Below are 17929 nucleotides of genomic sequence, written 5' to 3'. Positions count from 1 at the left end.
TTTTGCAAATTCCAAGTACTACTGGTTATGTGTATATTTAAGCATATATAAACATGGCATCTCCAAAACTAAAGAAACGATATTGCTCTTGTACAGCTTCACGGTATGCTTCCATTACAGCATCTTTACCAGCAAATGCGCTAATTAACATCAATAAGGTAGATTTAGGTAAATGAAAGTTAGTAATTAAGCCATCAACTGCTTGAAACTGATAAGGGGGGTAAATAAAAATATCTGTCCAACCACTAGCTTGCTTAAAAGCCCCTTGATTATCCCTAGCAATAGTCTCTAAAGTACGTGTAGATGTAGTACCTACTGAAATAATTCGACCGTCAGATTGTTTAACGGCATTAAGCAAATCCGCTGTATCTTGATCCATGTGATAAAATTCTGCATGCATCTCATGCTCTTCCACTGTCTCTACACTTACCGGGCGAAAAGTACCTAGTCCTACATGTAATGTGATAAAAGCAATGCGTACCCCCATTTGCTCTAATTCATTTAATAGTTTCTTGGTAAAATGAAGTCCAGCAGTAGGAGCTGCCGCAGATCCTTCTTCTTTTGCATAGACGGTTTGATAACGCTCCTTTTCAGGGAGTTGTTCTTTAATATAAGGCGGTAATGGCATCTCACCTAATTGATCTAGTACCTCATAAAAGATTCCTGTATAAGCGAAATCCACCACTCGACCGCCGTGCTCTTTCACTTGCGTAACTGTTGCAGTTAAGAGACCATCTCCAAAACGGATTACCGTTCCAAGCTTTACTTTTTTTGCCGGCTTTGCAAGTATTTCCCACGAATCCCCATCTACTTGATGTAACAATAAGATTTCAACATTTGCTCCCGTGTCCTCTTTTATACCATGGAGCCTTGCTGGTAATACTCGGGTATTATTTAAAACAAGACAATCCCCCGGTTTTAAAAATTGCTTTACATCAGAAAAGTGGTGATGAGAAATAACTTTCGTTTGTTTATTTAAAACAAGCAGCCTTGAAGCCGTACGTTCTTTTAACGGCGTCTGAGCAATTAATTCTTTTGGTAAATCAAAGTCAAATTCTTCAATATTCATGATGAAACTCCTTACTTTTATCGAAACTTGCCAAAAATATAAAACAACAAGGTTAGAATCAAGCTAACCACAATAGATGTAACAATAGGAAAATGAAAAACAACATTTCCTTTTTTCCACGTGATATCCCCTGGTAACTTACCAATGAAATTCCAAATAACTCCCATTAGCAAGAAGATAATTCCTAGTACAATAAAGACTTTACCGAGGTTCATTATCTGCTCTACCCTTCCATCCAAAGTGTTCATAGGCCACTGGAGTCACTATTCTTCCCCGTGGTGTTCGCTGAATAAACCCAATCTGCAATAAAAACGGCTCATATACATCTTCAATTGTTTGCGGTTCTTCACCGATCGTTGCTGCGATCGTATCTAAGCCAACAGGACCACCTTGAAAATGATTCATCATTCCCTTTAAAAGTTTGTGATCGATATGATCTAAACCATGTTTATCTACCTGTAGCATTTCTAATGCTTGACCAGTAGTAGATAAACTAATTTTCTGTTCTCCTTTTACTTGGGAAATATCGCGAATTCGTTTTAACAGACGGTTCGCAATTCTTGGCGTACCTCTAGATCGCTCAGCAACCTCCAAAGCTGCCTCTTTTGTAATACTTGTATTAAAAATGTCGGCAGTACGTTCAATAATCATGCATAAATCTTTTGGATCATAAAAATCAAGCCTGCTCAACACCCCGAATCGGTCACGTAATGGAGCAGATAACAAACCAGCTCTTGTTGTTGCCCCAACTAATGTAAACGGTGGTAAGTCTATTCTGACAGATCTTGCACTCGGTCCTGAACCGATCACAATATCAAGAAAAAAATCTTCCATAGCAGGATAAAGAACTTCTTCAACGGTTCTAGGCAGCCGGTGGATTTCATCAATAAATAATACATCCCCTGCTTCTAAAGAAGAAAGAATCGCTGCCAAGTCACCTGCCCGCTCAATAGCAGGGCCTGATGTAGATCGAAATTGAACACCCATTTCATTGGCAATAATAGCTGCTAACGTTGTTTTACCAAGCCCTGGAGGGCCATATAAAAGAACGTGATCTAAAGGCTCCTCACGCATTTTAGCAGCCTGAATAAAGATGCGTAGGTTTTCTTTCACCTTATGCTGTCCAATATATTGTGACAACATCGTCGGGCGCAAACTTAATTCAACAGTTGCATCCTCTTCTTGCAGTTCACCAGTGACCATACGATCTTCCATTTACCTGCCCCTCCTCTATTAATTTTTCATAAGTAATGCTAATGCTTTACGAACTATCATATCCGTTGTTTCAGACCCTGTATATGATAATTTAGATAAAGTAGCTTTTATTTCGTTTTCTGAGTAGCCTAAAGCTTTTAACGCTTCTTTAGCATCTTGAATAGCGGTATTATCAAATGGCTCATCTGTTTTCTGTTGTCCTTCATTTACAGTAGTTGAAATAGTTAATTTTCCTTTTAAATCAAGAATGATTTGCCTTGCTGTCTTTTTCCCGATACCTGGAAAATGAGTTAGAAAAGCTTCATCTTCTCGTTCAATTGCTGCAGCAAACTCTCCTACATGAACGGAACCCATAATAGCGATCGCACCTTTAGGGCCGATGCCTGAGACAGATATAAGCTTTGTAAACAAATATTTTTCATCAAGGTTCTCAAAGCCATATAACAGTTGTGCATCCTCGCGAACATGATGATATGTATATACTTTTATATCTTTATTTTCTAAATCTTGAAAAGCAAATGGATTGGCACAAATAATTTCATAACCAACCCCATGTACATCAACAATAATCGCTTCTTCGTGTATATATGTAAGCTTCCCTTGTATATATGCAATCATTTCTCTACTCCTTTTACCTTATCCATTCATTTTATCATAAGTTGATGGAAATGAATAAACTTCTATTTCTAGCTTGGAGAAATAGAAGTTTAACGTCAAAGTGTGTACAGCGATTATTCCGTTACTTCCAAATTATGATAAATATCTTGTACATCTTCGTTGTCTTCTAATGTTTCAATTAAATTCATCATTTGTGTAGCGGCTTCTTCTGATAAAGTAGTAGTTGTTTGCGGGATAAGTGTTATTTCCGAATCAGCAATGGCGTAACCAGATTCCATCAAGTGATCCACGACTTCTGGAAAGTTCTCTGGATCTGTAAATATTTCAAACGTCCCTTCCTCTACTTGTATATCCTCAGCCCCAGCTTCCAAGGCTTCTAAAGTTAATTCGTCTTCATCTATTTCACCTTGTTCATCGGTAATAACAATGTAACCTTTACGGTCAAACATAAACGACACGCTACCATTTTCACCTAGGTTACCATTGTTTTTTTTGAATGCATGGCGTATGTCTGCTGCCGTTCTATTTTTATTGTCTGTTAGAACATGCACAATGACAGCTACCCCTCCAGGACCATACCCTTCATATGTTAACTCTTCAAAATTGGCACCGTCTAATGACCCGGTTGCTTTTTTGATTGCACGATCTATATTATCGTTTGGCATATTATCAGCTTTTGCTTTATCAACAGCAAGGCGTAGACTCGGGTTTAACGCCATATCACCACCACCTTGCTTAGCAGCTGTATATATATCTTTGGCATGCCGCATGAAGATTTTTCCTTTTTTTGCATCTTGCGCGTTTTTTCTTCGTTGTATATTTTTCCATTTAGAATGACCAGCCATGAGGACATTCTCCTCTCTAGAAATTTCCTTTCTTACTATATCAAAAATAAGCCAATTCTTAAAGAGATACCCATAATACCACTTACTCCAATTTATAAGCCTTTGAGATAGTATGTACTGTTAACCGTGAGCCTCATGTTAACAGAAGTAAAATACGAACGTTATGTACATCTCCTCTACATTCTAGCAGATCTAATCTAAATTAGAATAATAAGGTTGTGGCTTTTTTTAACCCTCAAACCATTCGTCGGGAATAAGAGAGGCTGCAACTTCGTCTCCAATCGAGTGGAAGCGGAAGTTAAAATCACCTTCCACTTCTTTTTCTCATTTTACAAATTGGTTAATAAACTCTGCCATTTCCTTACCATTATCCTTTGCTTCTATCCTTGCTTCTATATTTTTCATTTTCTCCCAATGCGCATCGTCTGTATAAATAATGATTTCTTTATTTGCTTGAGGTAGTAACTGCTTTACTTCTTTTTTAATGTCTTCTCCAACATCATCCGTCACATGCGTATTTAATTTTACTCCTATTAAAATACGGTCTGCTGTAGAAGCCACTTGGGCTTGACTAATTTGTTTATGATCTCGTAATGCTTCTGCGATTAATTTTGATTCTTCATTGGTAAAAGGATCAGAATAACCACTTTTAAAATCGGATCGATTTATGTTGTCTTGCTTGCTTTGTGAATAACCACCTTCTTCTCCAATTGTCTCTTCTCGAATATTTAAACGATCTGCCCTCTCCTTATCTGTTTCATAATGAATAGGCTGCGTACTGTCTTTTTCATGATCTTGATAATCATTTTCGGCTTCTTCATTCGTACAACCTAGTACAATAAAAGCCAAACTGAGTAGTATAATACTTATTTTAAACCACATAAAAAACACCTCCTTACCAATAGTTTGGTTTATGAAGGTGTTTTTACACAGTTAATAATAGGTAAGTCTATTTTTTTCGAGAAAAGAAGGGTAAACTTTCACGCTTATGTGCCGTTCTTTTGTGCATTGTTTCAATTTTTTTACGGTCTGCTTGAGGAATATCTTCGCCTTTGAGATATGCGTCTATCAAGGCATAACGTATGCCCATTTCTTCTTCATCACTCTGTCCTTCCCACAAATCTGCACTAGGCTGTTTGTTTACAACAGCATTAGGAATTCCTAAGTAAACTGCTAATTCCTTCACTTCTCCTTTTGTAAATTCAACAATAGGAAGAATGTCCACTCCCCCATCACCATACTTCGTGAAGTAGCCTGTGTGCCATTCCGCAGCATTATCTGTACCGACAACGAGATAATTATGATTAGTTGCTATCGTATATAGTGTACTCATTCGTAATCGTGCACTTAAATTAGCTTTCGCCAGTTTTTCATTATTGGTATTATACATTTGATTTGCTTGTAGTTCTGATTGAATAGAGTTATACATATTATCCCTCACCTTAGCTAAATCAATTGTTACATGATCTATACCTAATTTATCCACTACAGCTTTCGCATCTCTTACAGAAGTATCACTTGAATGGATTGGCATAATTACCCCTATAGAATTATCTGGACAAGCTTTTTTAATTAATGCTGCCACTACAGCAGAATCAATACCTCCACTAACACCTACAGCTAGTCCCTTAACCCCTGTTTTTTCCACTTGTAATTGTAACCAACTTACAATTTCATCTACTTCTTTTTTCAACTTAAGCCCTCCTTATTTATATTAACAACCATAAAACTGGTTGTCTATTTCCCTTTTTCCTCCCAATTAGACATTTTAATCATATATGTATGTTTTACTTTTCACAAAAACAATTCCTCTATAGCATGTGATTCAATCTCTTACAATCACGTTACACGTAAGGCTACATAGGGAAACTGTATATGGAAACGTACTCTAATTATAATACCATTAATAATAATTTTTTACACTATAGGAATTCACAGAGTTTTGCTCGACACTTTCCAGCACAACTTTCCTATAGAGTATAAAAAAAGAGACGATGGAAATGTCGTCCCTTTTAACGATTATTTATCTTCCTTCTTTTCCCTTTGTTCTTTTTGTGATAATTCATAATACCCAGGAGGCATCGGAAATGGCATTTGATTCATGTTATTTTGAAACGGGGGATACAACGGCACATGTACATCTGATGTATGTTGATCAGGATTTTCTTCTCCCACTTGGCCGCGATACATACCCTGAGACTCATATTGCATTTGATTGTTCCAAGCCGGTTGAGCTCCTCCCCCCATATTTGCCTGCATCTGTGGCATCATTTCATTTCCCATAGTTGGCATATATCCTTGGCTTCCCATTCCCATCATGCTAGCGTGTTGTCCGTGCTCATAAGGCATCGGCATTGATGGCATCGCCATACCATGACAAGCCCAAGGGTTCGGTCCTACCGTCTGAAAAGGTATTTGTGGATAGCACGGATCCATAACGTAACAGCATAGTGGAGCCATTGGAACTTGTGGTTGCATCATTGGCATTGGCTGCTGTTGTGCTTTCACCTGTTTTGGCTCCTCTTTCGGCTTTTCCTTTTTAACAGGCTTTACTTCTTGCTTCGGTTGTGCTGTCATATGTGGAAAGTTAATAGTTGTATAATTTTGAAACTCTTGTTCCATTACTGGCATTTGCATCATTGGTTGGGTATACATTTGTTGCATTGGTGGCATTGGTGGCATAGACGGCATTGGCGGCATTTCCGGCTTCACCATTTTCGGTTTTTCCTTATCATCTTCCTTAATTACAGGGGTTGGCTTTTTCTGTATTTCTTTATATGGTTGCTCTGTCGGAGGTTGCTGCATTTCCTTTATTTGCTTTTGTTTTACTGATTTGGAGTTTCCAGGAATTTTTATTTTCATCCCAGGCATAATCATGTCTGGACTGGAAATTTGACTATTCAATTGCTTTAATTCTTCAAAATCCACACCATATTGTTGAGCTATCTCCCACATCGTATCACCTTTTTGTACAATGTGTATTTTCAAATTCATCAAACTCCTCTCTGTCATATCTGGGCTAATTACTCTATATCAACATATGCAAAGAAAGATTAAATGTTGATAAATTTAAATATAGAATTATCTCTACATAATGGTGTGGATTGGTTGTTGAAAAGAAAGGTTTTCTTATGTTTATAAATGATCCAATTGATATACTGGGTATGTCCCTAAAACGGTCACTTGACAGCCTAATGCTTCTAATTCTGCTTTTACACCTGGGAAGAGAACTTCATCATAAGGTTGATTAACATCAATAATAAAAAAATAATTACCTAGTCCTGTTTTCATAGGACGAGATTCAATTTTAGACAAATTCATTTTTCTCCATGCAAAAGCAGATAATACTTGATGTAATGCTCCTGCAAAATCGCTTGGAAGTGTAATTAATAGCGTTGTTTTCTCTGATTGAACGGGATGTGCTATTTTTACCAATTCCCGTTGTTTACTTAACACAATAAACCTCGTATGATTATTCGGAAAATCATGAATGTTTTTCTGAATTGTATAGAGTCGATATATATTAGCAGCTAATTGATTACCAATTGCAGCTAATGGTTCTCCTTTTCTTTCACTTATTAGTTCAGCTGCTTTACCTGTGGATGAAGTAAAATGAAGCGTTGCATTTGGTAAGTGTTGATGAATATACTGATGACATTGTGCAATAGCATGACTATGAGAGTGCACTTCCTTTATATCAGCCATTTTTCCGGTGAAACTAGCGTGCACCAAAAGATGTTGCTGTATAGGAACAACAATTTCTGCCATAATCGGCAAACGTACTTGATGCACTAAATAGTCAACGGTCAATTGAACTGTGCCTTCTATTGCATTTTCTAATGGTACAACACCTATATTAATCTCCCCATTATTTACTGCATCAATACATGCTGGTATTGTAGAATAACTATGTTTTACCTCGCCATTAAATGTCTTGTCCACTGCTAGTTTTGTAAACGTACCTTTAGGTCCCAAATAGCCAATAGTTGCTGTCACTACGTTATCCCCCTATATTTTCTAATATAAAAATGATTTCTGTTGAAAATAAAGCGAAACTACATTCAATAGAAGCTTTTGCCCCGCCTCTACGAATGTAGCTAGAATGACCATCTTTAACCTTTATGCTTTTTTCGTTTCATAGACGGCACATGTTCTTATTCCATAAATTCAAACTCAAATTCTAATATACGAACCGTATCTCCGTCCTCTGCACCTCGTTTTCTTAAAGCATCATCAACTCCCATTTTTCTTAGCTGACGTGCAAACCGCTGTACAGCTTGATCGTGGTTAAAATCAGTCATTTTAAATAACTTTTCAATGCGATATCCAGATAGTACATAAGCACCATCATCATCTCTCGAAATTTTAAACGGATCTTCTTCTTTGTGATAACGGTAGATAACTTTCTCTTCTTTTGGAACAGCTTCTTCATCCATAGCACTTTTTGGTATCTCTTCTAATTTATCAGCAATCGCAAATAATATATCCCGAACGCCATCTTTTGTAAGTGCAGATATTTCATAAATAGGATGTTTATTTTGTAGTTTCCCCTTAAATACTTCCAAATTTTCTTTGGAACCCGGCATATCCATCTTGTTTGCCGCTATAATTTGTGGTCGTGTCATCAATTTAGAATCATACTGCTCTAGTTCTTGATTAATTTTAACATAGTCATCATAAGGGTCCCGACCTTCTGTTGCAGCCATATCAATGACATGAACAAGTACTCTCGTCCTTTCTACATGACGCAGAAATTGGTAACCTAATCCCACTCCTTCATGTGCTCCTTCAATTAAACCTGGAAGATCAGCCATAACAAAGCTTCTCTGGTCATTTGTATCAACGACACCTAAATTGGGGGCCAATGTAGTAAAATGATAATCTGCAATTTTAGGTCTTGCAGCACTTACTACAGATAAGAAAGTAGATTTTCCGACACTAGGAAAACCGATTAATCCGACATCAGCGATTAGCTTTAGTTCCACCTTTATTTGCCTTTCCTGTCCTGGCTCCCCATTCTCTGCTATATCTGGCGCTGGATTTCTTGGAGTTGCAAAGCGTGAATTCCCTCTACCGCCACGACCTCCTTTTGCAATCACAGCTTCTTGATTATGTTCCGTCAAATCAGCAATTATTTCTCCGGTGCTTTCATCTATCACCGTTGTTCCAGGCGGTACTGGAACAATTAAATGAGGCGCATTTTTTCCATGTTGGTTTTTGCTCATTCCATTTTCGCCACGTTTTCCTTTAAAATGGCGATTATATCGAAAATCCATTAAAGTATTTAATCCTTCATCCACTTTAAATTTAACATCAGCTCCATTACCGCCATCGCCTCCTGCAGGGCCTCCTTTAGGTACATACTTTTCCCTACGATATGCGACAAGACCGTTACCACCATCACCAGCTTTAACATAAACACTTACCTGATCTACAAACATGTCCTCACCTCTTTCAATTACACGGAACAGAAAAAGAGCATTCTACAGTGTCACTATTGTCCATTACAGTTAAAGGAAAATGCGTTTCCAACTGGTGCAGCTGTTCTTTTAACTGTGCATGATTAAAAAATTCACTTACTGAGAAATGCATTGCTATCCTATCCTTCTGTTCCTGCTTAACAACTAAATGAACCGTTATAAATTCATCTTTGAGCTTCAGCCTCTTTATCACAGCGAAAAATTGCTCACATTGCTCCGTTAATATTTGGTCTATACTTTCAATCCGCTTTCCTTCCGTATGTATATCGTACTCTAATTTTACATCCACATACATATAAGCGTGCTTCATCACCCATAAACAAAACTCATTTGCTTGTAAGTGCATTAATTTTCGTTCCATATTATAACAATGAATGATATCAACTATCTTTTCTTCTATCTTTTTAACATTGCCCATTGAAGCATAACCGTGAATTATTTGTAAATGATTCATTAAGTCATGCCGATAATGCTGCATGAAACGAACAGCTTCTTCTGCATTCATATAACATCCTCCCACATGTCCAAAAGTATAGCAGAAAATGCAAAAAAGGTCATTCATTCTCCTAAGTCATTTTTCAATCCTTGTGGGTTCTTTCATTTTCCACGTTTTGTTTTGTCCTTTTTTCTATAGAAAAAAATAATGTTAAACGTTAAAAACTCCAGCCAATTTATTGGCTGGAGTTTTGTATTATGCTTCTTTAGCTACAGGGTATACACTTACTTTTTTACGATTACGCCCATAACGTTCAAACTTTACAACACCATCGATTTTTGAAAAAAGTGTATCATCTCCACCGCGACCAACGTTCTCACCAGGATAAACCTTCGTTCCACGTTGACGGTAAAGAATAGATCCACCTGTTACAAATTGGCCATCAGCACTCTTAGAACCAAGTCGCTTGGATTCGGAATCACGACCGTTTTTTGTACTACCAGCACCTTTTTTCTGTGCGAAAAACTGCAAATCTAGACGTAGCATAAGATACACCTCCTTATTTATCTTGAATAGTAATAAATTGTCCATAATCCTGTTCTATGGACGAAAGTGATACAAGCATACCTTCAAATAATAATTGAACTCGACGCATTTCTTCAGAAGAAATGGAGTCTGGTATTGTTACATGAAGATAACCGCCATTATCACTTTGGTTTATATCAAGATCCACTTCACATAAAGCCAGAACTGCGTTTATAGAACCAACAGATACTGCAGAAACTCCTGCACACACTAAATCATATCCATAAGGACCGCTTTCAGCATGTCCGGAAATTTCAAATGCTCTTATTTGTTCATCTTCACGAAAAACTATTACTTGTATCATAAGTAACCTCTAAGCGTTGATTTTATCAATCACTAATTTAGTGTAAGGTTGACGATGACCTTGCTTACGATGATAATTCTTTTTTGGCTTATATTTAAACACAGTAATTTTCTTTTGACGACCATGTTTAGCAACTTTAGCAGTTACTGATGCACCATTTACATATGGAGCACCAACTTTTACATCATCTCCACCAACAAAAAGAACTTTGTCAAATGTAACCGTCTCGTCTTGATCAGCAGCAACTTTTTCAATGAAGATTTCTTGGCCTTCTTCTACTTTCATTTGCTTGCCGCCAGTTTCAATAATAGCGTACATATACTTTGCACCTCCCATAAACTAAGACTCGCCATACAGGTACTACACATTGAGTTTACAACCTGTTCTGAGCGGTTGTAGCACTGGTGCTACGATGAATAACGTATTAATGTTACCATTACAACACCTTCATTGTCAATGAGTTTATGATGACTTCTTGAAAAAACAACGCTTTCCATCATTTATTACGTTGCCTCTTATCCGCAATTGTAGAAAATCTTGTACTATAAAACCGCTTTACATTATATAATTCAAGGTAATTATTGAACAGCTATAAAATGACAATACTACTTCGTGTTATTAGTCAAATCACCTAAGTCACCAACAGTATCTTTGTACCGTTTAGCCTCAAAATACCAATATAAGCAATCATATTCATTCATAAGCTTTATGGAGCCATTTGGATATATAATGTGAATATTGTGACTCCGCCCACGGTAAAAATGAGAAAAAACTTCTAGTAACGATTTTTCTGCTTTCACTCTAATAGATCTTGTCCGACCAATTGGATTATGTCTTGTTTCAAAACGCTTAAGTAGGAACCTTGTAAATACATAATATCGTTTTTTCCATTCATTTTTATTTTCAAACAGTAAGAAAAGGCACAACAAAAAAGTACTTAATGTGAATGGTTGGACAACTAAAGAAGTGCCAAGCAAAAAGAGACATGCAATCAATGAGAAATAAATCGATCGATAGTATGCCATTTTGTATGGCCATTTTGTTGACATAAGAAGCTGAAGTAATTTCCCTCCATCTAAAGGTAATACAGGTAATAAATTAAAAATAAATATAGTCGTATTATAGTACATAAAAGTATCAAATATGGATGAGGATATGACCCCTGTATCAACTGCCACCAGCGCAATAACGTATAATATAATATGCTGAAATGGTCCGGCGCAAATGACCAGAACCTCTTCTCTCACAGGTCTGGTTCCATGTTCTTCTGTATCCATGACACCGCCAAATACCCAGAGCATAATTTTCTTTATACGCCACTTAAATTGTAATGCCATTATGTAGTGACCTAATTCATGAAAAAACACAATAAACAATAAAATAGCCAATTGCATAAATGTACCCGTAAAAAAAGAGATCAGGAGAAAAAGCAGTAAAATGGGATGGAAGTGAACTTTTGGCAATAAATTATTCCACATCGTCAACTTTTATCACCTGAACGGGGTCTATATACTGATTATCCTTCTCAATAGAAAAATAAACAGCTTGGTTATTTTCAGCTGGAACAAACTGGCCAATAGGTTGATTTTTAGCAACATGTTCGTATAAGTGAACATCAATATTGCTTAATTCACCGTACGTGGTAATACGATCATCTGGATGTTGGATGACAATTGTTTTATTTGTTTGCCGATCGTTTCCAGCAAAAATGACAATGCCCTGTTCCAACGCCATTATATCTGATTTTTCATTAGGGGAAATTTTTACTCCTGTACCGTTCGTTTGAAAAGATTCAGAAACATTACCGGCGACTGGAATTACTGGAGCATTATCGTTTTCAACCTGATCTTTTGAAGCTCCGTCCGGCATGAAAGCAAGTGGACTACCAAATGTTTCTTGATACCATAGATTTACTTTAGCAAATGGGAATTCCTCTATAAGGGCAGTGCTTATAATGGATTTAGCTGTTTGTAGTCGAGTTGATTCCATTTGCCAAATAATTGCAACCGTCAAAAATAAGATAGCGGAAAGAATTGCTTTCCATAAAAGACCTGTTACTATTTTTCCTTGTCGCCCATTACTTGATGTTGCAGTATAGACCGGTTCAAATCCATGCTTTTCCTCCTCTTGCACAAATGGTGTAACGACAGATTTTGATGCACTATTCTGTGAAGTAATGTTACGTGTTTTTTTTCTTTGCTCAATAGATTGACGTACTTGCTTAACCCCTCTACTCATAGTTTCTCATTCCTTCTAATCACATTTGTACAAGTATATGAGGTAAGTTGCAAATATATGTTAGTAAGAGGAAGAGCAAAACATACATTCAAAATTACACAATTGAATACTGCTACCATATTAGAAAACTTGGCTTGTCGCTAAGTCGTATGACGAAAGCTATCATTTATTTTATACTTTCTAGCTTTTCTATAGTGGAACAAAGGCTCGGGGCGCCCGGTTAGCAACGTAACGAGTGGAACGAGTCAACGAAAGTTTTAAGGAATCATGCTCCTGCAACAGGAGTATGCCGGCGCCCTCCGTCAAGCCCGTCTTTAGTCGGCCTTCCTATTTAGAACGAATCGATGATGACTTAACTTAGGGCAATGGAGTGAAGTCGCCTAGTTGCTCGGTGCTGAAGCCGGAAGTGGCTATTTCGTATGCTTTCATATACAAAAAAAGCAGGAAAAGCCTGCTTTTTTTGTATGACTGTATTATATCAATTGCTGCCTTTAAGAACGCATGCCTAAAAATTGCTTAAGCTTTTGCATCATACCTTTTTCTGTATCTAACGATTGCAAAGGGACTGTTTCGCCTAAGATTCTTCTAGCAATATTCCGATAAGCAATAGAGGCTTTAGAACTTGGCTTAAACGCAACTGGTTCACCTTTATTTGAAGCTTTAATCACTTCATCGTCATCTATCACAATACCAATTAGATCTACAGATAAAATTTGTAAAACTTCATCAATATCAAGCATATCTCCATTTTTCATCATATGATTTCGAATGCGGTTAATAATTAAACGTGGGGGGTCAACCATTTCCTCTTTTTCTAATAATCCGATTATACGATCAGCATCTCGCACGCTCGATTTTTCTGGAGTAGTAACCACAATTGCTTTATCAGCACCTGCAATCGCATTTTGAAAGCCTTGCTCGATTCCTGCTGGGCAATCTATAATAATGTAATCATATTCTTGTTTTAGCTCATAAATAATCTGTTGCATTCCTTCACTTGTCACGGAAGTCTTATCACTTGTTTGCGCAGCTGGCAGCAAAGTTAAATAATCAAAGCGTTTGTCTTTAATTAATGCTTGTTTCAGCTTACATCTTCCCTCGATTACATCTACAATGTCATAAATGATACGATTTTCTAATCCCATAATGACATCCAGATTTCTAAGCCCAATATCCGTGTCTATTAAACAAACTTTCTTATCTATTAAAGCTAAAGCTGTACCGATATTTGCAGTAGTTGTCGTTTTTCCGACCCCGCCTTTTCCAGAAGTAATAACTATTGCTTCACCCATTCAGCATTCTCCTTTCGAACCTGTTTATCTCTCTTCGCTTCTGTGAAAGAACTTGGAGTCGATCAATGATTATTTTATCTTTTTCTTCATCGACCAGTCCACACTCCATATACACACCGTCAGATTCATAATCTGGAGCACGACTTATATAATGTGCAATCCTTAGTTGCATCGGATTCATATAAGATGCAACTATAAATGCTTGTTTATCTCCATCAATACCCGCATGTGCAATTCCGCGCAAGTTTCCCATTACAAAGATATTGCCTGTAGCCGTTACCTTTCCACCCGGATTTACATCTCCAATTAATAATAAATCGCCAGTTATATGTAAGACTTGTCCAGAACGAACTATTTGATTCATCGTTTTTATTTCACTATTTTCCTGCCATTTACGAACTTCTTCACGAGGAACAACATCAGATTCGATGATTTGAATGGTAAAGCGATTTTCAGCTGTTATAATTTCTTTTATTCGATTCATCTGATCATGCTTTAAGTATCGATAGCCTAATTTAACTCTTACAGCTACAACCGGCTCCACATGTGCAGGTTTGCTCTCTTTCATTTTATACTGCAATTCCTGCATGGCTTCTTCAAACGAACAGGTATCGTCAATAAATAATGTGAGCCCATCTTTTGTACCTTTCATGGTAATTAATTGCGTTTTGTCCTGTGTCACACGTTCACCTCATTCTATACATTCGGAAACTCGGAAGAATGCTTCAAATCAACAATATTCAAATCATATTTTTCCTTATCTACTTTGGTATGTCAACCTTCATTGAATAGGAGCCTAACAAATATAATTTGTTTGTAATACCAATGTCCCCCACTAGAACAGTATTCGTTTATTTTATAGTTAGAGAGTTGGGGGGGAGAAAACTTAGCCTATCGCCAAAACTTTATGCAACACAGCATCTGCTTATACAATTAACTCTATCTTATTAGCGTAAGACGATGTGGTGAGTCGATAAAACATGTCGGTTACAACTTCATTTTAAATTCATTCAGCAACTCCCCTGCTACCAAATAGTCTCTCAAAATGAGTTTCCTTTCGTTATTTGATCTTTCCCCCAATTTGTCAGTTTTTTTGCAAACAGCGGGTATAAAACGAATAAGAAAATTAAATTTGACCCTATTGTAGGCAATAATCGGTTGGTTAAATACATACTCCACGGTATGTCTGTTAATCCAACTACAGAGTAGATGAGATAAATAATTCCGTCACTCACTATTAATCCAACAGTGCCTAACAAAGCTACGACAAGAATGTTTCCGTGCAGTAATTTTTTTAGACCATAAATCATGTAAATGGTAGAAGCGTACGAAAACATATAAACGCCTAGTGTACTTGTATAAACTATGTCAATTAGCAAACCAAAGATTAACGCGTATAGAACAGAATAGTGGGTACTTTCATTGTCATAGAATACAGCAATAAACACAAGAAATATAAAAACCCAATGGGAAACAATGAGCCAATCTGATCTCAATAAGTTTCCAGGCAGTAAATCCAAAGAAACTCCTTGTAAAACAAGAATAAGTAGAAGGATGAGAGGTAAATAGGCACGCTTCATTACTCCTCCTCCTCTTCTTCACTTTCCTGACCTTCATCAGTCTGTACAGAACGATCGACTACAATTACTTGGTTTAATTCGTACATGTCAGCAGATGGTTTTACTAAAGCAGTTTTCGTTAATCCATATTTGTCAGGAACTACTTCTTGAACTTTTCCAATCGGAAGCCCCGCTGGAAAAACGCCTCCCATTCCAGAGGAAACAATTAATTCATCCTTCTTCACATCTTTTTGAGACTCTTCAATAATTCGGAATATGAGGTGCTTACTTTTTTTATCATACCCTTCAATCATCCCAAAAATATTATCGCCCTTGTCTCGAGAGATTCCCCCAGAAATCCGGTTAAATTGGTCAAAGCCTGTAAGTAGTTGAACGGTAGAAGTATGCTTTGATGGCGTCATTACCTTTCCAACCATTCCTTCTGGTGTAATCACTGCCATGTTCTTTTTAACTCCATTATCTTTTCCTTTATTGATCGTAACTTGTTCTAGCCACCTTTCAGGCGATCTAGAAATTACTGTTGCTTGTATAGGATTATAATTACGTATTGCATCCGATTCTGTCAGTTCAAGGTTTTTTCTTAAATCTTCATTTTCTTCTTTCAATTCTTGAACTTCATAAATAAGTCCTTTATATTCAGCAAGTTTTTGTTTTAGTAATTTATTTTCTTCATACGTATCCTTGAAATCTCCAATATTACGAGTAACGTTTGTTACCCAATTGACTGGAGCATGAACCACGCTTTGTGCCCAACCGACCGTATCATTGACGATTTCTTCTATTATTGTTAGGTCTTCTCGATCCCTTAAAGAGAAACCTATTAAAGCTACAAGCAGTATAAAACCAATTAATAGAATGAACAATCGCTTTTTGCGTAAAAAAGACATCTAAACACCCGCTTAATCTACAGTATGACGTGATGACACATGTGGTTGGGATCGAAAGTGGTGCATGTATTCCAATGATTTACCCGTACCAATCGCTACACTTTCCAGTGGATTTTCCGTAATAAACACAGGCATTTTGGTTTCATCACTTATAACCTGATCAATATTTTTCAGTAAAGCTCCTCCACCAGATAAAACGACTCCCCGATCCATAATATCTGCTGCAAGTTCTGGTGGAGTTTTTTCTAATGTGTTTTTCACAGCTTCCACAATGGAATCTACGGTATCCTTTAACGCTACAGAAATCTCTTCTGCAGTAACAGTAATTGTCTTTGGTAAACCAGTTAAAAGGTCTCTTCCTCGTATATCAATTTCTTCATTCACATCCACTTTCCCTGCTGTACCAATTTCCAACTTAACGGATTCTGCTGTTCGTTCGCCAATCATTAAACTGTAGTGCTTACGAATATATTGAGTAATAGCTTCATCCATGTTATCACCAGCTGTTCGAACAGAACGGCTAGTTACGACACCACCTAATGAGATGACTGCCACTTCCGTTGTGCCACCACCAATATCTATAATCATACTCCCCGTCGGTTCCCAAACAGGAAGGTCTGCTCCAATAGCAGCTGCAAAAGGCTCAGAAATAGGATAAGCTTCCTTTGCGCCCGCTTGTTTCGTTGCATCAATAACTGCTCTTTCTTCAACCATCGTAATGCCAGAAGGAACACATACCATTACATTTGGTTTTTTTGCAAAATAAGATCTATTTTTCATAGCTTTATTAATATAATATTTCATCATGGTAGCTGTTGTATCATAATCAGCAATTACTCCGTCTTTCATTGGTCGAATGACAACAATATTTCCTGGAGTTCGTCCAATCATATTACGCGCTGCGCTTCCTACAGCTTCAATCTCTCCCGTGTTTTTGTTTTTGGCTACCACAGTAGGCTCACTAACAACAACATCTTTGCCCTTAACAAATACAAGCGTGTTGGCTGTACCTAAATCTATTCCTAAATCCTGAGAAAAATTAAATAATCCCAAAAAAATCTCCCTTTCCAGTTTGCATACATATATTTTTATGTAGCTCGTATTATGTTATTTTCAATTATCTCGTTTTCCCGTTAAAAAGTAAAACAATTATCTAGTATAACATGTGCTTAGTATACGTAAATATAAGCGTAACAAGCGCCACTTTCCCCAGTTTTGCTGAAAAATGGCGCTTCCTTCATTCTTTTCTATATAATTATACGAAAAAAAATAAAAAATAGATAGTGTTAATACAAGTTTTTTGTCAAGCATGATCTACATCTATGTTTAAATAGGTTTCATTTTCACAAAACAACTTTATGTTTCAGCTTAGCAGGCGAA

General features: G+C 37.0%; 21 protein-coding genes and 1 other annotated feature. All 21 genes read right to left on the bottom strand.

Features of this window, described 5'->3' with window-relative positions:
• Positions 1-37 precede the first annotated feature (37 nt).
• On the bottom strand, positions 38-1069 hold the full coding sequence (gene queA, locus D9780_RS06325) for a tRNA preQ1(34) S-adenosylmethionine ribosyltransferase-isomerase QueA (RefSeq protein ID WP_073004635.1): 1032 nt from the start codon (positions 1067-1069) through the stop codon (positions 38-40).
• A gap of 17 nt (positions 1070-1086) precedes the next feature.
• The gene (locus tag D9780_RS06320) at positions 1087-1284 is read right to left on the bottom strand and encodes a DUF2905 domain-containing protein (protein ID WP_073004636.1); all 198 of its coding nucleotides are present in this window, start codon (positions 1282-1284) and stop codon (positions 1087-1089) included.
• A complete protein-coding gene (gene ruvB / locus D9780_RS06315) occupies positions 1271-2284 on the bottom strand; it encodes a Holliday junction branch migration DNA helicase RuvB (protein WP_073004638.1) in 1014 nt (337 codons plus the stop codon). Before ruvB ends, D9780_RS06320 begins: the two co-directional genes overlap by 14 nt.
• Positions 2285-2302: 18 nt before the next feature.
• Positions 2303-2902 (bottom strand): Holliday junction branch migration protein RuvA, encoded by a 600-nt coding sequence (ruvA, locus tag D9780_RS06310; protein WP_116278402.1) that lies wholly within the window; start codon positions 2900-2902, stop codon positions 2303-2305.
• A gap of 113 nt (positions 2903-3015) precedes the next feature.
• Positions 3016-3747: a YebC/PmpR family DNA-binding transcriptional regulator gene (locus tag D9780_RS06305; RefSeq protein WP_116278403.1), complete on the bottom strand. Its 732-nt coding sequence runs from the start codon at positions 3745-3747 to the stop codon at positions 3016-3018.
• 324 nt (positions 3748-4071) lie between these two features.
• A complete protein-coding gene (locus D9780_RS06300) occupies positions 4072-4629 on the bottom strand; it encodes a YhcN/YlaJ family sporulation lipoprotein (RefSeq protein ID WP_116278404.1) in 558 nt (185 codons plus the stop codon).
• A gap of 67 nt (positions 4630-4696) precedes the next feature.
• Positions 4697-5440 carry an NAD(+) synthase gene (nadE, locus tag D9780_RS06295; protein WP_116278405.1) on the bottom strand — a complete coding sequence of 248 codons (744 nt, stop codon included), beginning with the start codon at positions 5438-5440 and terminating at the stop codon, positions 4697-4699.
• A gap of 326 nt (positions 5441-5766) precedes the next feature.
• Positions 5767-6735, bottom strand: coding sequence for a SafA/ExsA family spore coat assembly protein (gene safA, locus D9780_RS06290; RefSeq protein ID WP_121639641.1), 969 nt, complete (start codon positions 6733-6735; stop codon positions 5767-5769).
• A gap of 147 nt (positions 6736-6882) precedes the next feature.
• Complete coding sequence (gene pheA / locus D9780_RS06285; RefSeq protein WP_073004649.1) at positions 6883-7743, bottom strand: prephenate dehydratase; 861 nt, start codon at positions 7741-7743, stop codon at positions 6883-6885.
• Between the two features lie 158 nt (positions 7744-7901).
• Positions 7902-9188, bottom strand: coding sequence for a GTPase ObgE (obgE, locus tag D9780_RS06280; protein WP_121639640.1), 1287 nt, complete (start codon positions 9186-9188; stop codon positions 7902-7904).
• Positions 9189-9201: 13 nt separating this feature from the next.
• Positions 9202-9732 (bottom strand): Spo0B domain-containing protein, encoded by a 531-nt coding sequence (locus D9780_RS06275; RefSeq protein WP_162985813.1) that lies wholly within the window; start codon positions 9730-9732, stop codon positions 9202-9204.
• A 186-nt stretch (positions 9733-9918) separates the two neighbouring features.
• The gene (gene rpmA / locus D9780_RS06270) at positions 9919-10209 is read right to left on the bottom strand and encodes a 50S ribosomal protein L27 (protein ID WP_077703434.1); all 291 of its coding nucleotides are present in this window, start codon (positions 10207-10209) and stop codon (positions 9919-9921) included.
• Positions 10210-10222: 13 nt separating this feature from the next.
• Positions 10223-10552 (bottom strand): ribosomal-processing cysteine protease Prp, encoded by a 330-nt coding sequence (locus D9780_RS06265; RefSeq protein ID WP_121639638.1) that lies wholly within the window; start codon positions 10550-10552, stop codon positions 10223-10225.
• Between the two features lie 9 nt (positions 10553-10561).
• Positions 10562-10870 carry a 50S ribosomal protein L21 gene (gene rplU, locus D9780_RS06260; protein ID WP_073004659.1) on the bottom strand — a complete coding sequence of 103 codons (309 nt, stop codon included), beginning with the start codon at positions 10868-10870 and terminating at the stop codon, positions 10562-10564.
• Positions 10871-10884: 14 nt separating this feature from the next.
• Positions 10885-10957 (bottom strand) — a sequence feature (ribosomal protein L21 leader region).
• Between the two features lie 200 nt (positions 10958-11157).
• The gene (locus D9780_RS06255; protein ID WP_121639637.1) at positions 11158-12030 is read right to left on the bottom strand and encodes a M50 family metallopeptidase; all 873 of its coding nucleotides are present in this window, start codon (positions 12028-12030) and stop codon (positions 11158-11160) included.
• Complete coding sequence (locus D9780_RS06250) at positions 12020-12790, bottom strand: M23 family metallopeptidase (RefSeq protein WP_121639636.1); 771 nt, start codon at positions 12788-12790, stop codon at positions 12020-12022. Before D9780_RS06250 ends, D9780_RS06255 begins: the two co-directional genes overlap by 11 nt.
• A 491-nt stretch (positions 12791-13281) precedes the next feature.
• Positions 13282-14082, bottom strand: a complete 801-nt coding sequence (minD, locus tag D9780_RS06245) for a septum site-determining protein MinD (RefSeq protein WP_121639635.1) — start codon at positions 14080-14082, stop codon at positions 13282-13284.
• Positions 14075-14764 carry a septum site-determining protein MinC gene (gene minC / locus D9780_RS06240; RefSeq protein ID WP_116278410.1) on the bottom strand — a complete coding sequence of 230 codons (690 nt, stop codon included), beginning with the start codon at positions 14762-14764 and terminating at the stop codon, positions 14075-14077. Before minC ends, minD begins: the two co-directional genes overlap by 8 nt.
• Before the next feature lie 358 nt (positions 14765-15122).
• Positions 15123-15662 carry a rod shape-determining protein MreD gene (gene mreD / locus D9780_RS06235; protein ID WP_121639634.1) on the bottom strand — a complete coding sequence of 180 codons (540 nt, stop codon included), beginning with the start codon at positions 15660-15662 and terminating at the stop codon, positions 15123-15125.
• Positions 15662-16549, bottom strand: coding sequence for a rod shape-determining protein MreC (gene mreC / locus D9780_RS06230; RefSeq protein ID WP_121639633.1), 888 nt, complete (start codon positions 16547-16549; stop codon positions 15662-15664). Before mreC ends, mreD begins: the two co-directional genes overlap by 1 nt.
• Before the next feature lie 12 nt (positions 16550-16561).
• Positions 16562-17602: a rod shape-determining protein gene (locus D9780_RS06225; RefSeq protein ID WP_073004669.1), complete on the bottom strand. Its 1041-nt coding sequence runs from the start codon at positions 17600-17602 to the stop codon at positions 16562-16564.
• Positions 17603-17929: the final 327 nt, after the last annotated feature.

Origin of the sequence: Virgibacillus sp. Bac330 (assembly GCF_003667845.1) — a bacterium.
GTDB lineage: Bacteria > Bacillota > Bacilli > Bacillales > Amphibacillaceae > Virgibacillus > Virgibacillus chiguensis.
The sequence above is the reverse complement of the archived record's forward strand: the minus strand, read 5'-3'. Positions and strand labels throughout refer to the sequence as shown.